Genomic DNA, 21,451 nt, shown 5'->3' with positions numbered 1-21,451 from the left:
GTTAACTTTGAATGTGCATTAGACTAAGTAGCTTATATAATTAAATAGCTAAACTTATACAACCAAATTCTAAATTAAATTATAAGCTAACTAAGATGATAGATTTAAGTAATTACACACGAATTGATTTTCCATGGTATTTTACTTGCTTTAGTAAGATACTTTAGCATACAATTACCTCTGTATCACATCGGAGAACACATGTACACCAAATTCAAATGCTTACCAAATAATGTTGGTTGGGATAATGTCATTCATGGTGGTATTATCGCATTAATCTGTGATGATATTCTTGGCAAGCATGTTTTAAGTATTAGTAAGCCATTTTGTATGACTCACAACTTAAATATTAAATACCTAAAACCAACTTATAGTAAAGTAGAACATATATTCAAAACTAATATTATTAGTAAGGGTCTCACAACCGTTTGGATTAAGGTCAATATCTATAATGAAAAAGGTGATTTATGTGCTTTTGCAGATGCTTATTTTATGATTTTAGAAGAACATCATGTCAAACAAGAAAATATCTCTAGTTACAATCTTGAAGATTTAGTCACACATCTTAAATAAGTTCTTTATTTTCCATTTCTGGTAAAAATTTATACACAATAACGATAAATGCAACAATACAAGCTTCCATAAAATATAACCTGGTATATAACCATAATTATGAGTAAGATCAAAAAACCTTTAAATAAAGATACTTTCTCTATAAGTATCCATTTTAAACTGCCATTAAACTAATTAAAATTATATAGAAAGATAGTATTTCTGTTTAATAACTATTTTAATAAATTCAAAAAAAACAATTTTATTATTTTTCAGTTAATTGGTGTTGTATCTTCAATACTAGTTGTTCACTAATAGTCAAGACTTGCTGATGTTTGCCTTTTAATATCAACCACGAAGGTAAGAATGGCGCAATAAGATAAAATTGAAAAATTAATAGCATACGCTAACAAAGCTTGCTAAAAGTAAACTAGCAAATAAGTTGGCTAAGAAAATTCCAGAAACTAGAGGTAACGGAAATATCCCAATTGTTCTACCACGAATTTAGCTACAATAGCTTCTGAGATATAAACTGGAATTACCGTTAATAACAATCCTATTGATATTACTTGTAAAAGCCTGATAACATAATGTCGTATGAGTATTAGAAAACATCACCAAAACCATAGAAAATGTAAATATGAATGCACCAAAAAACGCTAAAACATTTTAAACCAATTAAAGGTAATATGATATAAACAAGGTCATGATATAAACCTTGATACCAGTGCACAAAAATGCAATACTAGCTATTTCAGGCAGTTGCGTAAAATTAAGGAATAGTTACTCTTTTATAAAATGTACCTGAGATCACGCGCCTATATCAAATCCAAAGCAAACACCTGTTAAGAAATAACCTAATAACTATAAAGTTATACTAAATAAAGCCAAAGTTTTATAAGAAATTAAAGGAAAAGTTACTTATTGGAGCTTTTACTTAAATAATGTAATTGCTTCTCTTAACTCAGGTAATTCTTTGACTAGTGGATGATGTTCTAACATATAAATGCTCCTAGAATTTTTGATTTATAACCTAACTGTATATCTACTAAAAGATAAAAGCAAACAAATTATATTAATTAATAACTTTAGTGACTGTAATTTCGTATCTGTGCTAAACTCTGCTCAAACTTGATTTCACCATTATCATAATATGTTTGTAGTTGTGTCTCATGGTGGTATTCGCCAAGAGCATAACTATCATCAAGAACTATAGTTTTATAATTTCCCTTAGCATCTTTTATTAAATCAAGACGACCCTGTTTTGATTTTTTAGCTAGATCTGTAATAGGTTCTTTTTTGACGCCTATTAGAGTATTTCCACGCATAATCGCTGAACACTTAATTGCAAATTTGAAACTATCTCTATTTATTGATGATTCATGATTACCTTGCAGCAACGCCCCACCCATACCAAAAGCAATATTCTCCGCTGAGTAACCTTTTGCTTTCATCGCTGCTAAAACTTTCTTTGCTAAGCTAACACTTACACCATCACTTTGAATCAAAGCAACTCTATTCAGAACTTTGTATCCTTTAGAGTTAAGCCTACTACCATAACCTTTATCTAACTCACGCAATGCATATAAAATATTATCAACAGCATCTCCAGAATCAGAGCGAATAACTAAATTTGCTTTCTTAGCTATAACCTTATCCTTTAAATCAATCCATGTTTGAATTGCTTTTTTGAAGTCCCAACTATCAGAAACACAAGCATATAAAACACTATTATCACCAAATTGTGTTATCATATTTTCAAAAGCTTGATACTCACACTTAGTGCCGACACCCCAGCTTGTCATAGTTGAGTGCTCACTCGCAGGGATTGAAAATCCAGCCATATTCTCAGAATAAAATTCTTTACAAATATGCAATGCTGCTAATGTATCTGTACCTAGAAAATTAGTTAGATGTGCCGCACCGCCAATCCCAGCTGACTCTTCTGACGAAACACCTCTATAACCGAAATCATGAAGCATGAAGTCTAATCTATCTAAACTATCCGCTGTTTCAAGTAGATATTTCTTTATTACCTGTTTTATATTAAAACTAATTGTTGCTACAGTTGTTGGATACCATACTTTTAGAAGTAAAGTCTCGGCAAATCCAGGTAACCAAAATAGTTCTTCATTGGTACTTTCTATAGTCATCAAAACATTATGCAAAGGAACTATACTACCTTCTCTAACTGCACGAATTCTAATCGGTAAATAACCACTGTAAATACTTAATATTTTCTCAAATCCAGCGCGATAAAATGGTAACCCATGAGATAATAAAATTTTCTCTGCAGCATCTATCATTTGTTGAGTTATTGGTTGAGATAAATATTTTTTTATATAGTATTGCAAGCCAAAAAACTTAGTATGATTACCTAAATCTTTATTTGCTGTACCACGACTTTCTAGATAAAAATGTAGATAGCTAGTATCTTTAGGATATTGATACGGATGTGAATGCTTATAACTATCTGTCATTAGAAGCAGGTTATTAAAACTCATAATAGAATTTACTAGTAAATAATAGAAATTATACTTATATATGATGAGAATAAAATAATAAATATGGATTAAAGAACTTAAAATAAGTTTTATGGTCTTTTATTGGCGTAACCATGTCCATTTGACTGCCTATATCATATTTTTTTCAGCTAGATCCAAAGTTAAGTATAAAGCTGAGAAATCTTCAATGGCAAAATCTACAGAATCGTATATTGTGATTTCCTTATAATTTTCACGCTCTTTCTTATTGCCTGTTAATATTTCCCAAATTTCAGCATTAAGCACTTGTTCTACTTCTTGCAGAGATAAATTTTGATTTGAATTTCACCCTCAATAATTGACTACTCTTTATACTCAACTACAACCTTACCCTCATATCAAGTTCAGTTTTACCATTGCAATCACCACCTAGACCACTGATATGAATACCTTCTTTGATACATTCATTTTCAATAACAATTGCATGAAGTTTACACACAGTGCATACAACGATAATATCAGCACCTTCACAAGCCTCTTTAGCACTATCACATGCTATAAATTCAAGATCGACATCATCATATTGTATAGCATATTATTTTTCATAGCTTGTGGATCTATATCAAAATATCTAACTGTCTGTATAGGTCTAATCAATTTATGTGCTAAAGTTTGAAAATAAGTCTGTACTCCTGTACCTATTAGAACCATCGTTTTACTATCTTTACACGCCAGATAATCAGTTGCTAAAACTGTTTTAGATAAGCTATCCTGTAGCAATTACTGCTTATTTACCATACTTTGGATTACCTAGATGACCCATTTACATACTTATATAGATTAAATAGTTTCTTATCTGCTGTCGGCATAAGTTCTAAAATGCCACCTGTTACATGTGCTGCATAGTGTGGGGAGTTATCAAATTCACTCCAATGAATCAAGTCTTGTTTTGTATACTCAACAAGATCTGTTATGAAATTATTAAAATCACGTATTTGCAATATTTTGCCATATATTGGACTGATAAATCTCATATACCACTATTAATCGTTAACTTGTGTCATCGTAGTTTAGATATTTAATACGCAATTTATATATAGATGATTGCTTTGTGCTACTACTATAAGGCATAACAATAGCTAAAATATCATAAAAATCAATTTCTAATATCATATTACTATAAAAAAATAACAATAAAACTAATTTATATTATATAAAGTAACTTATAGATTAGATATGCTGATAAAGTAGCTCAGCTAACATACATCTAGCACTACCAACAACCACTTCGATATTTAATAATATCGCAAGTTATAGGTGTTGCATATTTATCAATCATTGCCAATTGACTTTGAGAAAAACCATTGTATGCAGTTTGCGAGAGTATTAAAAAGCTTTTATCACCTTTATTTTTAACTTCTAAAACATTACCACACATTTGGTACATCTGCTCTAAGGATATATACTTTTACTGTTGAAGAGTTTCTTAAACAAGTTCTCTTTCTGTAGCTGTCTTTATAGACTCAAAGCAAACTATAGCTAAATGCTCACCTATACTTAACATCACATTTATATGATAGATAGTATCTTTTTTGTTATAACTTGTAATCATTATCAAATATAAAAACTCCTGTTCCTTCAAGGGCTTTTGAGCAATCCCCACAAAAATCTATAACTTTGTAGTTAGTTGTTGTAAATTTGGACTTCGTTTCGGCAATTTTGTGTATACATTGGATATATAAAAGTATGTGGCTGGTTATCTTATTAGATGTGTTGATAGGAAAGACTGCATCTGGAGTATTTGGTTTTGATTCTAAAACAATAACTTCAATACCATTAGCACGAGTCTTTGCAACCATATTTTTTGTAGCTTATCATTTAAATATCTAGTTGGTTTTGAAAAGTATTATTAACTGAAGTCTCTGGATTAAAGCAGAAGTATTTTGGCTCGACCATGACTACGGTGTTAGCAATATATCTATTCATAATTAATTACATTATTTTTTTAAAGCTATGATAGATACAAATATATCTCACTAATTGCTGATTGCAAATATATTTATGAACTTTTTATATTTAAACAGATAGCTAATACGAATGCATAAAAATTGAGCAACACTGAATTAAAAATTAACTTTTAAATTTCTTAGAAGAGACATAGCTAAATTATTGCCTTCTTTTGCCTGTGCCGTAATATATTTATTTTTTTCATAAGGAATAAAACTAATACATATTTATTTTCTGACTATATTTACTATTGAGAAATCAGCTAAATACCTTTCTCACGCTTCAACCATAAAATATCGTGTTTCAAAGTTAAAATATGCTCTGACTCATATTTAGTTTCTAATTCAAAATCATCTAAAACGAAATCATGGCCAATAACTACTAGATAAATAGAACAAGCAATTCCCTAAACTTTATGACAATTTAATATTTCTGCCATTGGCTTATTTGCACTCTGCAGTTACATACACTAGTCATAGTAGTAACTGTCTGCCATTGTTCTTTTAAACAATATTGATTTATAGGTAGTTCAACCACTTTTTGTCTAGCGTTTTTCAGAAGTTCCTATATAAACCCACTTACATTCAGGAGCATTTTATCATAATTCATGTAGGCTTCAGCTTTTGATTTAAGATAATTAAGACTTTTTATTAATAGATTTTGATTAAAAGCTTTGTAGTATTTGTTACATTACTTATATTCCAATCTGCTCTTCTATTAATTACTACTAAAATATTATTAAAATATATTATAAGTACCGCCTGTAATTCATTAAAGCCAGAATCTATCTCTTGAATACGTGAGTTTAAAGTCATACTTAAAATTTTAAGTGTTTCCAAAGAAGTTCTTTATTCTCTCTAATTAAACTGTTTAATGTTTTAATAAAAAAACAAAATTTATTATAAATATTACACTGTAACATTACATCTAGCCTAGTTTATATAAGCGTTCTGTAGAACAGTATATATTTACTAGTTTTATAGAGTAGTTATATATCATAGTCCAAATATTATTATAGCATTAATATAAAGTTAACAAAAACTTAAGATTATCAAGGCCTGGAAAGTTTGTGGCACATTTACTACAGAAATGCCCTTTATTAAATATACGGCAATGATGTCTATGATTCATGATAAAGTTTCACATTTTAGACATTTATTTTGTTGTTCATCATCTCGAGTTATCACAAATACCAGTTTGTCCAGTTCCAGAAAAATATATAACTAAGTTCAAGCTTATCTCCTTACAATTTAGCCAACTAAAAAATTGAAGCTATTCTATTGGTCTTAGAGACTAACAATATTTTAATTTATTTTATTCTTTGATTTGAATTAAGCTAGTAATTTAAAGTAGCTTTATATTTTAGTGTTTTCATGGAAAACTAATTTATATATTAAACAAAAATCCATTTATAAGATGGCAGGTTTAATATTCCCGACCCCTATCGCCCCTAGATTACACCAAATTTAAACTTTTACAGCTAAAATTACTCTAGTTCGATCAAAAAAGTTACCCTATATTATTTCAGCTTGCTCGTCTTCAACAGTGCTTTTAACCTTTTCTTTAAATTGAGTTGTGACTCTAGAATTATCTTTTTATCTAAAAAAAATCTCAAAATCCTTGATTAATACCTATTTTATTTCATCTTTATTTATATCTTCATTACCAGTAGACTTTATAAATCCAACCAGCTCATCAAAATTTGGTATTAGTGGTTGAAATCTCTTCTATAATTTTAAGTAAATAACTCCTAATTGTATTTTAAAATAAATATCTTCCATACATTATATTATCTCCTTATCATTTTATTTCTAATTAATTACTACACACCATCATTCAAGTGACTCTGCTTCAGATATTCACAAAATGATAACTAAAATCTATCCTATTTATAAAAAATTGTAATTTTAAACATTCTGTTAAAGAGTCTATCAATAAAGACTATCTTTAAAATATAATATGGTACTCAAAGTACCTTATATATTTTTAACGAGTTATAATGAAAAATATAAAATTCAAATCTAACTCATCATATCTAGGCTTTCTATTTTCCTTAATATAAGCATAAAACCTATCGGTAGCAGATCTTACCTAACATTATCAATAACACTAGGAAATAAAAAGTTTTTACATTTAGTTATAATTGATTACCTAAAAAAGTTAAATATAAATGTTTTTAACTTTATCTATCTGCTGTTGCCTGGTATGTTAAAGACGAAAATCTAGTTAATATATCATTTTTAAAATACAAAATATTAAAACTAAAATATAGTGATTTAGCTATATCATAGAACTTGTTTTAATAAAATACGCTCATAACAGCCTTCTTTAGTTAGCCACACAAGAGTTATTTTTTGCGATTGTAATGTAATATTTGTGGTGTTATTATTGATTTTTAGAGTGTAATTACCTGCAGCTAAATTCTTAGAAAACAAATCAACATTCTTAGGTAAAAGATTCCAGCTTCTTTGATCAGCTTGAGTCGTTGCTAAGTTGTAAATAGATGTGCTGATAGCAGCTAAAGCTGCATAGTTTCCAGAAGATTTAATTGCTGCTACAGAAATTGCTGTTTTGGTAACTAAACGCAAAACTTCTCTGATCACAATTACAGGATACTGATCAGCTAGAGATTTAGCTGCCATTGCAGTAGTATCAACTAATAAAGCGCTTTTGCCATGATCAATAAGCTTGTTATCTTTTAAAATCTTAATATCGGCACTTTGTGCTAAATTATAAGAGCTATAGTATGGTAAAGAAATTTTTTGTACACCAGCTTGTTGAAAAAATACAGTTATTGGAATATCAAACTTTTTTAGCGGCTCAACCCAACCACTTTCATAAATAACTACAAGTTTTCCTTGTCCTTGTGGATAGATATTGCCGCCGCTATCAAAAGCCTTTTTAATTTGTTGATAATCTGCGCTGACATATGGATTATCTGTCACAACCCTAAATGCATTACTCATTGATAGATTAGCATTATTTAAATCTGTATCATATGATTGATATATTACCGCTTCTAAATAATAGCCAAAAGCATTCTCGTAAGAGTTTCTTACTTTGTTAGCTATTGTTGCTAGCTGTCTGTACTGTTTTGAGTTTGAGATATTTAATGATATCTGCCTAGAATTAACATGACTTAACTCTTGATAATTTATATCACGAGTTTGAGCAGCTAGATCTTTGGCTTGAAATGTTGCATACTGTGCATAGGATAGATTGCGTATACTTACAGCAGCATTTTCTAAATCATGCTGTTTTAGGTAATTAAGTGCTTGATAAGCATATAAAAAAGTTATTTCATAATCAGATATGTAATAATACCTTTCTTTATCACTTAATAGAGTTGCTTGAGTATCTTTAAGAATATTTCTAACTCTTATTTTTGCTTCAGCTTCAGACTTAGCAACATATTCAGTTGCTTTGGTATATTTTTTTTGTGATAAATATGTATTACCTATTAGTTGCTCAAAACGAGCAGTCTCTAAAAATCCAATAGCTGCATCAACACCATCATTATCAAAGGTTTTTATAAACTTAGTTTCTACCAGCTTATATTGGCAAGTTTCTATAGCTTTTTTAGCATTCAAAACTTTGCTAAGATGACTACTACCACTAAATGTAGCACAACTCGAAGTAATCCCACACAAAAGTAATAGTAAATAACTCTTCGCTTCCATAATGCTATTTAGTTAGATAAGCGCGTAAACCAGGTTGAACTTTAGCTAGACTACCATCAATCACTATACCAATAGAATATTTATGCATAACATCAGTAATTCTAACTTTTGCTAAAACTTTACTATCAAGTACAATATGTTGTCCAGTAGCAGGATCTAATGTAACTCGACCATCTTGACGAACCTCATAAACACTTCCTTTAATAATTCTATTACCTCCTTGATTAAAATAAATCTCACCATCATAAACTTTCAAAACTTGAATAGGATATATAGCTCCAATAACTTGGTCTGATATTTTCTTACCTAGCTGCTTACCTAAATAGCTTAATAGTTGCATATAATTAGCATCATCGGCATTAGCATATTGGTTAGCAATATTTGTTGGTACTTCAATAGTAACAACATTTGACCATTTAACCTCCATTATTGCTAATTCTACCATAGGATATGCCACAGTAGCAGAAACATTTAGTGTCGTAAAACCTTCACCATAGTATGATGTTTTGTTTTTAGTTATATTTAGATTCAAAATATCGCCAGTAAGGATAAAGTCCACGCCTATTTTTTGATTAAGCTTTTCTTTCTCATTATCTATCTCAGAGTTAAGTATACGCTTAATTTCTTTTTCATAAGCTTTCTCATCATTGACATCACGATTTGATACTCTAAATTTACGCGACTGCGTGATTTGCGCAATTATAATATCATTTAAGGTCAATGTCACCATCTATCTTGGCTCCTTTTGTATCAAAAGGTAATATTGTAACTCTAAACATTTTTATTTTACTACGCTCATCTACACCTTTGTAACCAACACTACTAGCTGAGCTAAGCACTGAACTTATAGAGCTCATTTTGTACTACCTGAGAGCATACTAGTGCTTACAAAGTGTTCTGTGCTACAATAGCTGTAGCATCTATTCTACTTGTTTGTTGTATATTTGTATTTTTAGCCAGAGTACTTGATATATCCTCAGACATAGTAAATGCTTCTTATGTCGACATCTGCCCTGCAATTAGAGTAACAAGATTTGCCCTTGCCATAATTTCTGCTTGTTTGTAGCCATAATCACTTGCTGAAACACCTTGAATACTCTGACCATTATAAAAACCCTGACCATAAGCTAAAATATATGGTTTGTTATCCTCACCACAACCAACACGGATACCATAGTCACCCATTATATCCTAACCTGACTTAATATTTGTATAGGTCAGACGGTGATTGACCACCTTTGCCAAATATTACTGGCTCATTGCCATGCTTAATATCCTCAAACATGAGTAGATAACTACTACTCCAATAGCAGCATTGCCGTCTTTCTCAATTACAAAAGTCTTAATCGGTAATAATCATGATAAATTACCAAAATCTGTAGTTAAGTTTCTTATTGTCATTTGCTGGCTCAATAGAGACTTTTTATTCTCTTCTGGCGTCGCAAAATCATTAGTATTTAGGCCTTGTTCTTTAAGCTGATTATCTGATTTTGCTTCATCAAAAGCCTTTTGCTTAGCATCAATAGCTGCTTGCGTTCCCTGTTTTGGTTTATCAGCATCTGTATCAATCTCATTCGCAGTTGACCATTGAGTACTATCTATACTTAAACTCTTATCAACTTTGGTATTTGCTGAGATAAATGATATATACTCTGCTTGAGCCTTTATTAATGCTTTCTCAAATGCAAGCTGCACACTATTAACATAGTTTGAATTTGTTTGATTAACAGATGCTGTACCAATCGCAGAACCAACATAATCATACCTATCTCTGAGATTATTTTGATTAATGTAATTTTCCATAACATCGTTTAATATCTCTTCTGCTATTCTTTTATATTGAGTAGTTATCGCAACTGGTTTAGAGTCTGACGAAATAGCATTGTTTAAATTAGTAACATCTGCTCACATATCAACTTTTGCCTGTGTTTGCTGCTTGGTAGTTTTAGTGTCTACAGCTATAGTATCTGCAGCAAATAATGAGCTTACCAAAAATTAAGAGGCAATTAATGAAGTTAAAATTTTCTTTTTTTAAGATCCTAACAATAATTTATATCTTACCAACCAAAAGTTGATTTAGTTTGAGATTTACGAATCTGTTTATCATTTTGCCATACAACCAAACCTGTTTTTAAATCCAACATTTTTAGTGTAGTTAAGAAGAACTTAGATCTCTTATCACCATCAACATTAGTATTATCAATATCTTGGATAGAACCATAGACCATATATCTAGCACCGATATGCTGTCCAATCTTAGTTGCAGTAGCTTGATCAACCATACCACTATTTGCTTGATAGCCAAGTTGCTCACGGATATTTTTAATTTGTGACATATCTGTAACTTGGAATAACCCTGATTTTATAATCTGTGTTTGAACTGTATTTGACAGCATAGTCGTATTTATATGCTCACGAGTCTCATTACGGATATTATTAAAAAACAACGTTGGCGTATACATAGTAGTGATCCTTTTAACTGCAGGTGAATTAAGCATATCTTCAGCCATTTTGTTAGTGATAGCTTGTAAATCTGTTGAACTAAAATTTATAGATGTTGTATCAACACCATTTGGATCTTCATATGCTACAATAGTTTTACCACATGAACTAAGTACTAATACTAAACTAGCAGATATAGTTATAAATAAAAGTTTTTTTTTCATTGAATATTGTTGACTTTAAAAATTACTTGTATAGTGATTATAACAATTAGTAATGTTATTGTTAATAAATAGTAAAAATTACTTTACTGGTTGGTTAATAACATATACATATACTGAACCTATTTGCTTGATTGAGTATTGCTTACAATTCTTGTTGAGACTTTTTATATATATTAGTGTCATTTTTATTATCAAAAACCTTTATCATTAATTTTGCAACCTGTAGTAGCTAACTTTGAGTTATATTTATTGATTATTTTAGGTATTTACGCGCCTTTTGAATACACGAACCCTCAAATGAAAATAAATATATTACCGTTGAAAATGCTGCTGTTAGAAATATTAATAAATAGACAATTTAACTAAAGCAACGTCCTAGTAAGCTAAACTGTTGTAATTTTTCTGATAAAATCTTATTCATACATAACCTATTCCTCAGACTAATCATTTATCTATTCATGATACTAACTTATAACAATAAGCTTTAAAATAAATTCACAAGCATATTACTAGCCTGCAGAAGATATTAGTTAACAGAATAAGCACCATACTCAATTAAAGCTTAATATTACCTAACTGATCTGCAGGAATTTCTTTTTCTACAGTTTGAATATCACCATTACCATCCTCAGTCTTTTTAACAATCTTTGCAGTTTTTCCATCTGAATTTATAGTAATAGAACTAATTTTTTTAAATACTTGAGGATTATTCTTAGCTTGAATTGTGCCATGCTGTGCTTGCATTTGGGTAATACTGTGATCAATATTAGCTAGCATTTTATTGAAATGCTCATCTAATAACTGTTGTTGCTTGTGAAAGTTTGCCATCATTTGCTCAATTGGATCTTGAGTGATAGTTTGTGAACTTTTATCTTGTGGTTTTTGTTTGACCCAACCCACACTACCATCTTTATTATCAACTATCTCGATCCAGTCATCTTTTGCAAAAATTGCTTTATAACGTGGATCTTGATCATTTATAGTTGCAAGCTTTTGTGTTTTAGTATCTGGCTTTGCATACATTGTGTAGCTATCAGCATATACTCCAGAAACTACAGTTAATCCTAAGATTGTCACTAGAACTTTCTTCATTTTAGCCTCCTTTTTTTGCTGTAAATATTTTATACATAAAAGATTTTGTTTTTAAAATAAGTTTTACAGCTATTTTTCAAAATAGTAAGCTATTCATTAGCTATAAGTTATAAAATCCAACTAGAATTATCAACCAAATACGATTAGTAACAACACTAAGGTTTTAGTAGCTGATGATGATAAAAAGATAGTTCAGTTCATAAAACCCAAATTTGAAGAAAATGGCATCTATACAACTATAGCTTTTGACGGTAAAGAAGCTCTGTTTCTAGTCAACACCAATAACTAATGATGTCATAGTTATAGATTGGATGATGCCACATTTAGATGGTATTTCTTTGCTTAAGATATTACGCAAACCAAATATAAATACTCCCAAATTATTATTCTAAGCATTCTTGATAGTACTGAAAACAATTCAAGGCCTCAAATAAGGGTGTATGACTATCTTACCAAACCTTTCTCGATATATGAATTAATGATAAGAGTAAATATACTCTACAAAAGAACCAAACAAATTACCTAGGCTCAAACTCATAAGTTAAGTTGTGGTGATATTGTTCTTAATGAGCTTGTACATGAAGTACGACGTAATGGTACGTTAATACATCTACAACAACGTGAGTATAAGATACTACTTTCTTCTAAAACATAAAAATGAAGTTGTCAGCGAAACGCTGATACTCAAAAAAGTTGGAATATGATTTTGATCAGCAAACCAATATATTAGAAGTACATATTTCTCTCCTGCGTAACAAATTAACCGAAGACGGCCTCTTACAGATCTAATAAAAACTATACGAGGCTTTGGCTATGTCATCTAAGAATAGTCTCCATAGATACTATCAGCGTAAATACATAATAAGTTCTAGCTTAAAAATGGTAATTTTTACTATTATTACTATGACTAATGTATAATCTCTTGAGTTTATATAATTTTTACTGTTCTTGGAGATAGAGTTATTGAACATATAGTTCCTTTGAGTATATGAATCTTCTGCACAGCAAGTGTTATGATTATAAGCTATCTGATCAGTATCTTTGTTGTCAGAAAAATTAATCACATCGCCAACTCAACAGCCTCAATAGTAAATACCCAAGATTTTAGCCAAATGATCAAATCAAATACTAACTGGGATGACCTTAGTAATCTAGCTAATATTTTAACCTTCTTTTGGCTAATATTGAGGATCTTTCATTAGATAAAATAACATTGCCCATGACCTAAAAACAACTTGACAAAGCTAAAAAATAGATTAGGAAACCTCGAGCAACATACTAATCCAAGCAAAGATATTGTAGAAGCACTAGCAGAATGCAACCAATTACTTGATATTATTTAATAACTTACTAAGGCTTAATTCCTAGAGTATGGGCGTGAGAATCTAATCAAAAATTAGATATAAAAAAATTTATTGATGATTCTATTGAACTATACGAGCTAATCTCAGCTATTAAATATAAATCTAACATGGCAATACTTCACACAGATGACTATATCATGCTAAAGCGTCAACTTGCTTGGTCAAGTTGGAACTATCTAAGTAGCCAAACCATATATAAACGTAAGGTTGTTTCTCTTAATTACTTTACTGGATGAATAATCTTCAACCATTTAACACTACTACCAACTATTTTGTAACAATTAATCCTGATCAAAAACCTCAGCAGTCGAAAATTATTAATCAACATATTTTTTGAGCACCCTGTTTTTGATAAAAAAGCGATACCTACAACAAGACTTTGATAAAATACAGTAGTTAATAATACCTATTATTATGTAACTTATCTAAGGTGCGGCTTCCATGAAAATTAGTATACTAAGTGCTGTAAATGTTGCAGCTAAACTAGAAGTTACAACCACGTGATAAAGGATTTTGTTTTAGGCTCAAAAGTATTTCACATCTAACCATCAGATACAAAAGTACAAATTATTATAAATCACACAATAATAATCAGCTACAGCTTGGTACCGCAACTAGTGGCAAAATAAAATCTTATAGTATAAACTCTAATCAAATATCGCCGCTATTAACTTTTAAAGTGATTTATCTAAAATCCATTGGGCAAGCTTTGAAAATTGTATCTAAAAAGATTAAATAATATTCCTAAGCCTCAACAATAGCTAGATCGAATAAGTGCCGCTAAATTCATCAATTCATATAAAGTATAACTCTAGGATAATAATCCTTATAAAAAATTTAATTTTATAGCAATATTATCTCAACACTTATTTGCTAATATTTAAAATAAATACATTTAGTGTAAATTCAATGCCACATATTTGGACGAAACTTAAGACAATAGTCGCAATAATTGGCTTATAGCACTAATTTACATTCGGTTAAGGCTGGTACAACAACCATCATAAATTTATTTATCGGTGAGAAATAACCTCAAATTTTAGCAAATTGATATTACTTATAGGATTCTATGTGTATTAAAGAAACTTATGATTGTCTGGGATTTTAAACAACCTAAAAAAACACTTAACTTTAAGCTTATAATTACAATTAGGATTTCACTTTTGACTTATTTTTTTCTTCTACGTCTTGCTTTTTTCTTTTTAACTTTCTTAGTCTTTTTAGGCTTTTTATTAGCAAATGGCTTATCTAAATTATTGTCACCAAATGTTTTTTTTGGATCAAATAATTCGAAATCTATATGAATATTCTCTAGATCCGCACGTACAACTCTTACTGTTATATCTTGACCAATATTATAGACTTTATGTGTTCTCTTGCCTATCAATATATCCTTAGTTTCATCATAAATATAATAATCACCAGGAATTGCTGATACATGTATCAAACCTTCTATATACATATCTTTTAGCTCTGCAAAAAGACCTAAGCCATTTATATGCTTGATTTGTGCCTCAAGGACATGACCAATATAATCATGCATAAAGTAGCACTTAAGCCAATTCTCAACTTGCTTAGATGCCGCATCAGCGTTACGCTCTTGATCTGAAGCATTCTCACAAATATTAGCTAGTTCATAAGGTTTATAATCAGCAGCACCATGCTCATATTCACCAATAATTGATTTAATTATCCTATGTACTACTAAATCTGGATATCTACGAATTGGTGATGTGAAATGTGTATATTCACTATATGCCAAACCAAAATGACCATCATTATTTATACTGTAAATAGCCTGATTCATACTCCGCAAAGTCATCATCTGAATATCATCATAATCAGGACGATATTTTACGCTGTCCAGCATCAGTGCTAATGCTTTTGGAGTGACTTTACCATTTTTACCATAAGCAAGATGTATACCATGTTTAGCTAGATACTTCTTAAGAGTCTCCATTCTATCCTGTTTAGGTTCACTATGAACTCTAAATGGCGACGTCTTCTTATATTTTATTGCAAATTTAGCTGCCGCAACATTAGCTACAAGCATACATTCTTCTATTAATCGATGAGCATCATTACGATGCTTTGGCACAATTGATTCGATATGATTATGCTCGTCAAGGATTATCTGTGTTTCAACTGTATCAAAATCTATAGCACCTCTTTCAACTCTAGCTTGATGAAGTATTTTATACAACTCATATAAATCAAAAATATTTTCTATAAGCTCTGGATTTTGCTCAACAATAAGATTTTGCTTCTTTTCTAAAAGCTTATCTACCTCTGTATATGTCAAACGCGCTTTTGAATTTATTACTGCTGAATAAAACTTATACCTAGAAAGCTTACCTTCCTTACTAATATTCATCTCACACACTAGAGAATATCTATCTTCGTTTGGTCTTAATGAACATAAACAATTTGATAGTTTTTCTGGTAACATCGGTATTACATAACCAGGGAAATATACTGATGTTGAACGACGTTTAGCATCTAAATCCAAAGCTGAATCTTTCTCAACATAATTTGAAACATCTGCAATTGCTACATATAGCTTCCAACTACCTCTCTTAGTTTTGTGTGCATAGACTGCATCATCGAAATCTTTAGCATCTTCACCATCTATAGTTACAAAGTGTTTATCGCGTAAATCTATTCTAGTACCTACAGTTATTTGTTCTGAGATGTCATCTAGATATCTCAACGATTTTTTGCTCCACTGCTCTACTAGATCATATTTTTGAGTTGCCATAATCATCGCTTCTTTAACTGGAGATACAGCTTCTACCTCTTGTTTAAATCTAGCTACTGCAGCACTATTTATACTAGGATAAACTATTATTTCAGCCTCTATCAGAGAATTATGCTCTATTTTTTGTTTCGGTGGTAACAGAACAATGTCATTTGTTATGTTCTTACTTATAGGTTTTAAGAAATGACAATCAAAGCTTTTATAATAGTAACCTGTTATAGTCTTTTGTGCTCGTGAAACGATTGTTTTTATTTCTGCTTCTATTCGTCCACGTTTATTAAGACCTAAAACTTTTGCTGTGACCTCATCGCCAACCATTACCATTTTTGCTTGATGAGAGACAATAGCAACTTTAGTATTCAAAGTATGACTAAATAACTCAAGGTGAGAATCTTTATCAGATGTAACTTTAGAAGTTATATAAATCGCTGCCATTTCTGGTAAGTTATAATATGCCTTATATTTCTCTAACTGACCATCTCTAACCATTGCACTTAAACGATTTACAAGACCTTCAAAAAGATTATTTTTGAAAATCTCTAGAGTATTTGCTATATTCTCAATACTGACAGGAAATTTTACATCTCTTATATAATTTAAAATCACCTCTCTACTTGGGATTGGATTTTCATATTTTCGTGCCTCAATATCCCTATTCGGATCATTATGTATGCTATATTTACTCACTTATCAATATATCCTGATCAAAAAATTTTTTATTAATCAACTTACCTTTATCAAACTCTGCTATAGCTACAAATTTATCGTTATCATATATTCTTACAGTTTTATCTAAATTTGGTTTAGTAGCTAAGATTCCTCTCTTGTATAAATCATCTTTCTCATTTTCTACTAGAGAGTATATTGGCTTGTCGATAAATACACTCTCTATACTAGTTATACTAGCAATTTTTTGCTCAAAACTTAAATCTTTTAGTTGTTCTAGCTCAAAAGCCTCAGCTAATTTAAAAGGTCCACTTTGAGTCCTTTGTAAAGCTATTAAATGCCCACCACAACCTAGTTTCTTACCGATATCTATAGCTAAGCTACGGATATATGTTCCCTTTAAACATTTAACTCTAACTTTCAAAGTATCTTTGTCAAAATCTAATAGCCATAGTTCATAAATTTTGATATTTCTTGATTTAATCTCAACACTCGTACCTTCTCTGGCAAGTTTATAAAGAGGCTGACCATTATGTTTAAGTGCAGAGTACATAGGCGGAACCTGTGTGATATTACCACGAAAATTTGCTAACACTTCTTCTATTAGCTGATTTGATAGCTTCGGTATGTTATTATTTTTAGCTATCATTTGACCTTCAGCATCACCACTATCTGTTTCAATACCAAGCCTAATCGTAGCTATATACTCTTTATCGGCATCAAGCAAGTATTGTGCTATTTTAGTAGCTCTACCAAAACATATCGGTAGAACTCCTGTCGCCATAGGATCTAAGGTACCTGTATGACCTGCTTTTTGTGCGTTAAATAAATACTTTAGCTGTTGTAAAACTTTATTTGAACTAACACCTTTAGCCTTATTGATAACAACTACACCATTTAAGTTTAGTCTATTTTTTTTCATGTAAACCTTGTTGTGATAACATTTCTATCATTTTTTCAGCTGCTTTTTGCTCAGCTTTTTTCCGTGAAGTTCCCCTAGCTTTAACTTGAAGATTTAAATCTTTTGATATAGCAATTACAGTAAATTGCTGCTCATGGTCTTTACCCTCTATAGTTTCAATACTATATTCTGGCAAACTCAAAGCATTCTGTAGCAGAATCTCTTGAAGCTTTGATTTACTATCTTTGACTTTGATAGTATCTAGATTAATACTTGATATTACTGGCTGGTACCATTTCAATATAACTTTCTTAACAGTTACAAAATCACTATCTAGATAAATAGCTCCTATCACAGCTTCAAAAACATCTTCTAATACTTTCTCACTTTTCTGTCCACCTTGCTCACTAGCTCCTACAATAACGTACTCATCCATTTTAAGGCTTAAGGCTAATTGTGCTAAAGTTGCTCCTTTGACTAGTTTAGATCTAAGCTGAGAAAGTCTTCCTTCAGCTATATCTTTAAATTGTAGATACAATGCTTCAGCAATTACAAAACCTAAAATAGAGTCACCAAGGAACTCTAATCTCTCATAATTTTTTTTAGTCTTACTTCGATGTGTCAAGGCTCTTATTAGAAGAGTATAATCTTTGAAGCTATAACCAAGTGTATTATAAAATTGTGAATATTCAGTAAACATTTTTAATTAAAAGACCTTACCAATTTCATCCCAACGAACTTTCTTATCTACCTTATCCCAGCTCATCCAGACAATTTTTGCTTTACCTACTAAATCTCTCTCAGGTACAAAGCCCCAATAGCGACTATCTTCACTATTATCACGATTATCTCCCATGACAAAGTATTGACCAGCTGGGACTTTAAGATTTTCAAAATCAGTTCCTTTTATAGACTCTACCCAATCAACTTCATGCTTAACGCCATCAAGATTCTCTGTACATACTGTATCGCCACTACCATCAGCTAAAGATTGGTTGTAATAGTTTACAGCATCACGATTACAATTAGTATATTTAAGCTTTTTACCATTTATTGTTAGCATTTTATCTTTATATGAAATTATATCACCTGGTAAACCAATCACGCGCTTAACAAAATCAACATTAGGATTAACTGGAAAATGAAATACTACAATATCACCTCTTTTTGGTTCACCGACTTTTATTAAAGTTTCATTTGAAAATGGAGATCTGATACCATAAGCAATTTTATTAACGAAAATAAAGTCACCAACTGGAAGTGTTGGTGTCATCGATGCAGTTGGGATTAAAAAGTTACCAATCAAGAAAGTTCTAAGTAGGAATACTACAAAAAATACACTAAACAAAGACCTTGCTTGATCAGCTATAAAAGGTGCTTTTAATCCTCTATCTTTATAGAATTGGCATTTTTGTTTTTTAGAAAAACCTTTTAGTTCATTAGCATATGGAGCTAATCTTGATTTTTGGAAAAATACAAGATCAATAATATAAATCAAACCACTTGCAACGGTTAAGTACAAAAGCCAAAATGTAAAACCTAGGTTTAGAATATAATTTAATAATCCCATGAAGTTACTTAATTACTTTATCCTTTTGTACAAAGTAACCAACCCCTCTGATAGTTTGTATAAAATTAGGAATATTAATTTTTTTTCTCAAATTATGCATATGCACTTCTAAGGTGTTCGTATCCATTTCTTTATCTGTAGAATAAACCTCTTCTAAAAGCTGAGTCTTCGGCACTACTCTGCCAGCATTTTGTACTAGTATTGCAAGTAGTGCTAACTCTTTTTTAGATACCGGAATAATAATACCATCTTTAGTTACTGTTTCAGAACTTGGATTAAAACTGTAATCGCCAAATCTAATCTCTTCTTTAAGACTTTTACCTGATCTAGTATTAATCCGACGAGAAATAGCCTTAATCCTAGCAACAAGCTCCTTTAGCTCAAATGGCTTTGTTAGATAATCATCAGCACCAAGGTCTAAACCTTTAATTCTATCTTCTAAACCATCTCTAGCAGTCAACAAGATTATTGGAACTTTAATACCTCTATTTCTAACATTTCTTAGAACTTCTAAACCTGTCTTTATTGGCATACCAATATCTAAGACAACTATATCATACAAACCAGATTCTATAAAAGTTTGTGCTGCTTCACCGTCTGAAACTAGATTTACAATAAGTCCATCTTTTTGTAAAGCTTCTAATAAACCTTCTCCTAAATTAAGATCATCCTCAGCTAACAATAATCTCATAACCCACCTTTGCTGTTAAAAATATTTTGCAGAGCATTTTATTAGAACAAGTATATAGTATAAGATACATAAAATAAATATTTATTTAAAATTACTAATGCTCACAAAAAGCTTGCTCAAAGCCTTTTAATTACTAACTATTTTATTTCAGCATCGAATTTTATAGCTAACTGTTGTGCTCTAGCTATATTTGCTTGAATTGCTTTATCTACAATTCCACCGAAATCAAACTTCTCAAAAGTATTTAATGCCTCATAAGTTATACCTTTTTTAGAAGTTACATTTTTTCTTAAAGATGCCATATCCTTACTGGTATTTAATGCCATTTGTGCAGCTCCTAAACATGTTTGAGCAACTAGTTTTACCGCTTGTTTTTTGTCTAAACCTTGCTTGACTGCTGCATTAACCATATGTTCCATAAATTTAAAATAATATGCAGGTCCAGAACTTGCTATAGCAGCAATGATATCAATTTCTTTTTCATCACTAACAACTGTTACTACTCCAATTGTCTGCATAATGTCTATAACTATAGTTTTTTTATCAGCAGTAATATAACCGTTAAAATAAATCCCCGTAGCACCATAGCCTAAGCTACTAGGTATATTAGGAATCGTTCTAGCAAAACTGATCTCTTTATTAAATAATCTCTCATATGCTTTAGTCTGTATCCCCGCAGCTACTGTAACTATCACCTGTCTAGATGTAACTACCTCCCTAATATTTTTGATAAGTTCAGACATATTTTGTGGCTTAATTGCTAAAATAATGATATCAGCAAGTTTAACTGCATCTAGTAATGAGGCAGATATCTCTATATTGTACTTTTTAGATAAGTTTAAGCACTTATACTCATTTCTATCAAAAACAATTATATCTTGACTCTTATAACCATGGGAAGTCATGCCAGCAATCATTGCTGCTGCCATATTGCCACCACCGATAAAACATATTTTCATTAATTTACTTCTACCAATACAAAATATACGTATTGAAAGAATAACATTTACAACAATATATT

Annotated in this window: 16 protein-coding genes and 7 pseudogenes; 4 read left to right on the top strand and 19 right to left on the bottom strand. The window is 30.6% G+C overall.

Translation table 11 applies throughout. The annotated features are described in order from the left end of the window. Positions 1-95: 95 nt before the first annotated feature. Positions 96-573: pseudogene (locus FSC845_RS03560) on the top strand (PaaI family thioesterase). A 1,067-nt stretch (positions 574-1,640) separates the two neighbouring features. On the opposite strand, the gene FSC845_RS03555 reads toward FSC845_RS03560, so the two are convergent. The 13 genes and pseudogenes from FSC845_RS03555 to FSC845_RS03520 all read right to left on the bottom strand — a co-directional run bounded on the left by FSC845_RS03555 (position 1,641) and on the right by FSC845_RS03520 (position 12,480). After that, positions 1,641-3,056, bottom strand: a complete 1,416-nt coding sequence (locus FSC845_RS03555; RefSeq protein ID WP_064460757.1) for a nicotinate phosphoribosyltransferase — start codon at positions 3,054-3,056, stop codon at positions 1,641-1,643. Positions 3,057-3,185: 129 nt separating this feature from the next. Further along, the gene (locus FSC845_RS10035) at positions 3,186-3,341 is read right to left on the bottom strand and encodes a hypothetical protein (RefSeq protein WP_227806644.1); all 156 of its coding nucleotides are present in this window, start codon (positions 3,339-3,341) and stop codon (positions 3,186-3,188) included. A 73-nt stretch (positions 3,342-3,414) separates the two neighbouring features. Further along, positions 3,415-3,552, bottom strand: coding sequence for a hypothetical protein (locus tag FSC845_RS10030; protein WP_407637680.1), 138 nt, complete (start codon positions 3,550-3,552; stop codon positions 3,415-3,417). Positions 3,553-3,590: 38 nt separating this feature from the next. Then, on the bottom strand, positions 3,591-3,815 hold the full coding sequence (locus FSC845_RS10025) for a hypothetical protein (RefSeq protein ID WP_250635896.1): 225 nt from the start codon (positions 3,813-3,815) through the stop codon (positions 3,591-3,593). A gap of 26 nt (positions 3,816-3,841) precedes the next feature. Continuing rightward, positions 3,842-4,069: a Rossmann-fold NAD(P)-binding domain-containing protein gene (locus tag FSC845_RS10020; protein ID WP_227806643.1), complete on the bottom strand. Its 228-nt coding sequence runs from the start codon at positions 4,067-4,069 to the stop codon at positions 3,842-3,844. Positions 4,070-4,085: 16 nt separating this feature from the next. Continuing rightward, on the bottom strand, positions 4,086-4,208 hold the full coding sequence (locus tag FSC845_RS09395; protein WP_257719643.1) for a hypothetical protein: 123 nt from the start codon (positions 4,206-4,208) through the stop codon (positions 4,086-4,088). A gap of 100 nt (positions 4,209-4,308) precedes the next feature. Further along, positions 4,309-4,894: pseudogene (locus FSC845_RS07805) on the bottom strand (arginine deiminase-related protein). Positions 4,895-5,692: 798 nt separating this feature from the next. Further along, on the bottom strand, positions 5,693-5,881 hold the full coding sequence (locus tag FSC845_RS07800) for a hypothetical protein (RefSeq protein WP_169815254.1): 189 nt from the start codon (positions 5,879-5,881) through the stop codon (positions 5,693-5,695). 1,446 nt (positions 5,882-7,327) lie between these two features. Beyond that, positions 7,328-8,722, bottom strand: coding sequence for a COG3014 family protein (locus tag FSC845_RS03540; RefSeq protein WP_064460756.1), 1,395 nt, complete (start codon positions 8,720-8,722; stop codon positions 7,328-7,330). 4 nt (positions 8,723-8,726) lie between these two features. Further along, a pseudogene (locus FSC845_RS07795) lies at positions 8,727-9,631 on the bottom strand (penicillin-binding protein activator LpoB). Continuing rightward, positions 9,629-10,714: pseudogene (locus tag FSC845_RS03530) on the bottom strand (DUF6844 domain-containing protein); the annotation flags it as partial. The pseudogenes FSC845_RS07795 and FSC845_RS03530, both read right to left, overlap by 3 nt. A 65-nt stretch (positions 10,715-10,779) precedes the next feature. Beyond that, positions 10,780-11,388 carry a penicillin-binding protein activator LpoB gene (lpoB, locus tag FSC845_RS03525; protein WP_068594358.1) on the bottom strand — a complete coding sequence of 203 codons (609 nt, stop codon included), beginning with the start codon at positions 11,386-11,388 and terminating at the stop codon, positions 10,780-10,782. 555 nt (positions 11,389-11,943) lie between these two features. Further along, positions 11,944-12,480, bottom strand: coding sequence for a hypothetical protein (locus FSC845_RS03520; protein WP_064460754.1), 537 nt, complete (start codon positions 12,478-12,480; stop codon positions 11,944-11,946). Positions 12,481-12,622: 142 nt separating this feature from the next. On the opposite strand from FSC845_RS03520, the pseudogene bfpR reads away from it, so the two are divergent. The 3 pseudogenes from bfpR to FSC845_RS08770 all read left to right on the top strand — a co-directional run. Continuing rightward, positions 12,623-13,304, top strand: a pseudogene (gene bfpR, locus FSC845_RS08775) (two-component system response regulator BfpR). Further along, positions 13,294-14,348, top strand: a pseudogene (locus FSC845_RS10015) (hypothetical protein). The pseudogenes bfpR and FSC845_RS10015 overlap by 11 nt, the downstream one beginning before the upstream one ends. Positions 14,349-14,702: 354 nt before the next feature. Beyond that, positions 14,703-14,971: pseudogene (locus FSC845_RS08770) on the top strand (acyl-CoA desaturase); the annotation flags it as partial. Between the two features lie 41 nt (positions 14,972-15,012). Here FSC845_RS08770 and rnr read toward each other — a convergent pair. From rnr to proC, 6 genes are all read right to left on the bottom strand, one after another. Next, on the bottom strand, positions 15,013-17,289 hold the full coding sequence (gene rnr / locus FSC845_RS03515; RefSeq protein ID WP_064460753.1) for a ribonuclease R: 2,277 nt from the start codon (positions 17,287-17,289) through the stop codon (positions 15,013-15,015). Beyond that, positions 17,282-18,190, bottom strand: coding sequence for a tRNA pseudouridine(55) synthase TruB (truB, locus tag FSC845_RS03510; RefSeq protein ID WP_064460752.1), 909 nt, complete (start codon positions 18,188-18,190; stop codon positions 17,282-17,284). Before truB ends, rnr begins: the two co-directional genes overlap by 8 nt. Further along, on the bottom strand, positions 18,177-18,869 hold the full coding sequence (rnc, locus tag FSC845_RS03505) for a ribonuclease III (protein WP_064460751.1): 693 nt from the start codon (positions 18,867-18,869) through the stop codon (positions 18,177-18,179). Before rnc ends, truB begins: the two co-directional genes overlap by 14 nt. Positions 18,870-18,875: 6 nt before the next feature. Further along, positions 18,876-19,739, bottom strand: coding sequence for a signal peptidase I (gene lepB, locus FSC845_RS03500; RefSeq protein WP_064460750.1), 864 nt, complete (start codon positions 19,737-19,739; stop codon positions 18,876-18,878). Positions 19,740-19,743: 4 nt separating this feature from the next. After that, a complete protein-coding gene (gene qseB, locus FSC845_RS03495; protein WP_064460749.1) occupies positions 19,744-20,430 on the bottom strand; it encodes a response regulator QseB in 687 nt (228 codons plus the stop codon). Positions 20,431-20,567: 137 nt separating this feature from the next. Further along, positions 20,568-21,389 (bottom strand): pyrroline-5-carboxylate reductase, encoded by an 822-nt coding sequence (proC, locus tag FSC845_RS03490; RefSeq protein ID WP_064460748.1) that lies wholly within the window; start codon positions 21,387-21,389, stop codon positions 20,568-20,570. Positions 21,390-21,451 lie beyond the last annotated feature (62 nt).

It is taken from the genome of Francisella persica ATCC VR-331, assembly GCF_001653955.1.
GTDB classification, from domain to species: Bacteria; Pseudomonadota; Gammaproteobacteria; order Francisellales; family Francisellaceae; genus Francisella; species Francisella persica.
Note: the sequence above shows the minus strand (reverse complement) of the source record. Positions and strands in the feature narration are given on the sequence as shown.

Bases quoted from the DNA above. Each gene is read 5' to 3' on its own strand.
- FSC845_RS03555 (WP_064460757.1), bottom strand. From the start codon at position 3,056: ATGAGTTTTAATAACCTGCTTCTAATGACAGATAGTTATAAGCATTCA.
- FSC845_RS10020 (WP_227806643.1), bottom strand. From the start codon at position 4,069: ATGAGATTTATCAGTCCAATATATGGCAAAATATTGCAAATACGTGAT.
- FSC845_RS09395 (WP_257719643.1), bottom strand. From the start codon at position 4,208: ATGATATTAGAAATTGATTTTTATGATATTTTAGCTATTGTTATGCCT.
- FSC845_RS03540 (WP_064460756.1), bottom strand. From the start codon at position 8,722: ATGGAAGCGAAGAGTTATTTACTATTACTTTTGTGTGGGATTACTTCG.
- lpoB (WP_068594358.1), bottom strand. From the start codon at position 11,388: ATGAAAAAAAAACTTTTATTTATAACTATATCTGCTAGTTTAGTATTA.
- FSC845_RS03520 (WP_064460754.1), bottom strand. From the start codon at position 12,480: ATGAAGAAAGTTCTAGTGACAATCTTAGGATTAACTGTAGTTTCTGGA.
- truB (WP_064460752.1), bottom strand. From the start codon at position 18,190: ATGAAAAAAAATAGACTAAACTTAAATGGTGTAGTTGTTATCAATAAG.
- rnc (WP_064460751.1), bottom strand. From the start codon at position 18,869: ATGTTTACTGAATATTCACAATTTTATAATACACTTGGTTATAGCTTC.
- lepB (WP_064460750.1), bottom strand. From the start codon at position 19,739: ATGGGATTATTAAATTATATTCTAAACCTAGGTTTTACATTTTGGCTT.
- qseB (WP_064460749.1), bottom strand. From the start codon at position 20,430: ATGAGATTATTGTTAGCTGAGGATGATCTTAATTTAGGAGAAGGTTTA.
- proC (WP_064460748.1), bottom strand. From the start codon at position 21,389: ATGAAAATATGTTTTATCGGTGGTGGCAATATGGCAGCAGCAATGATT.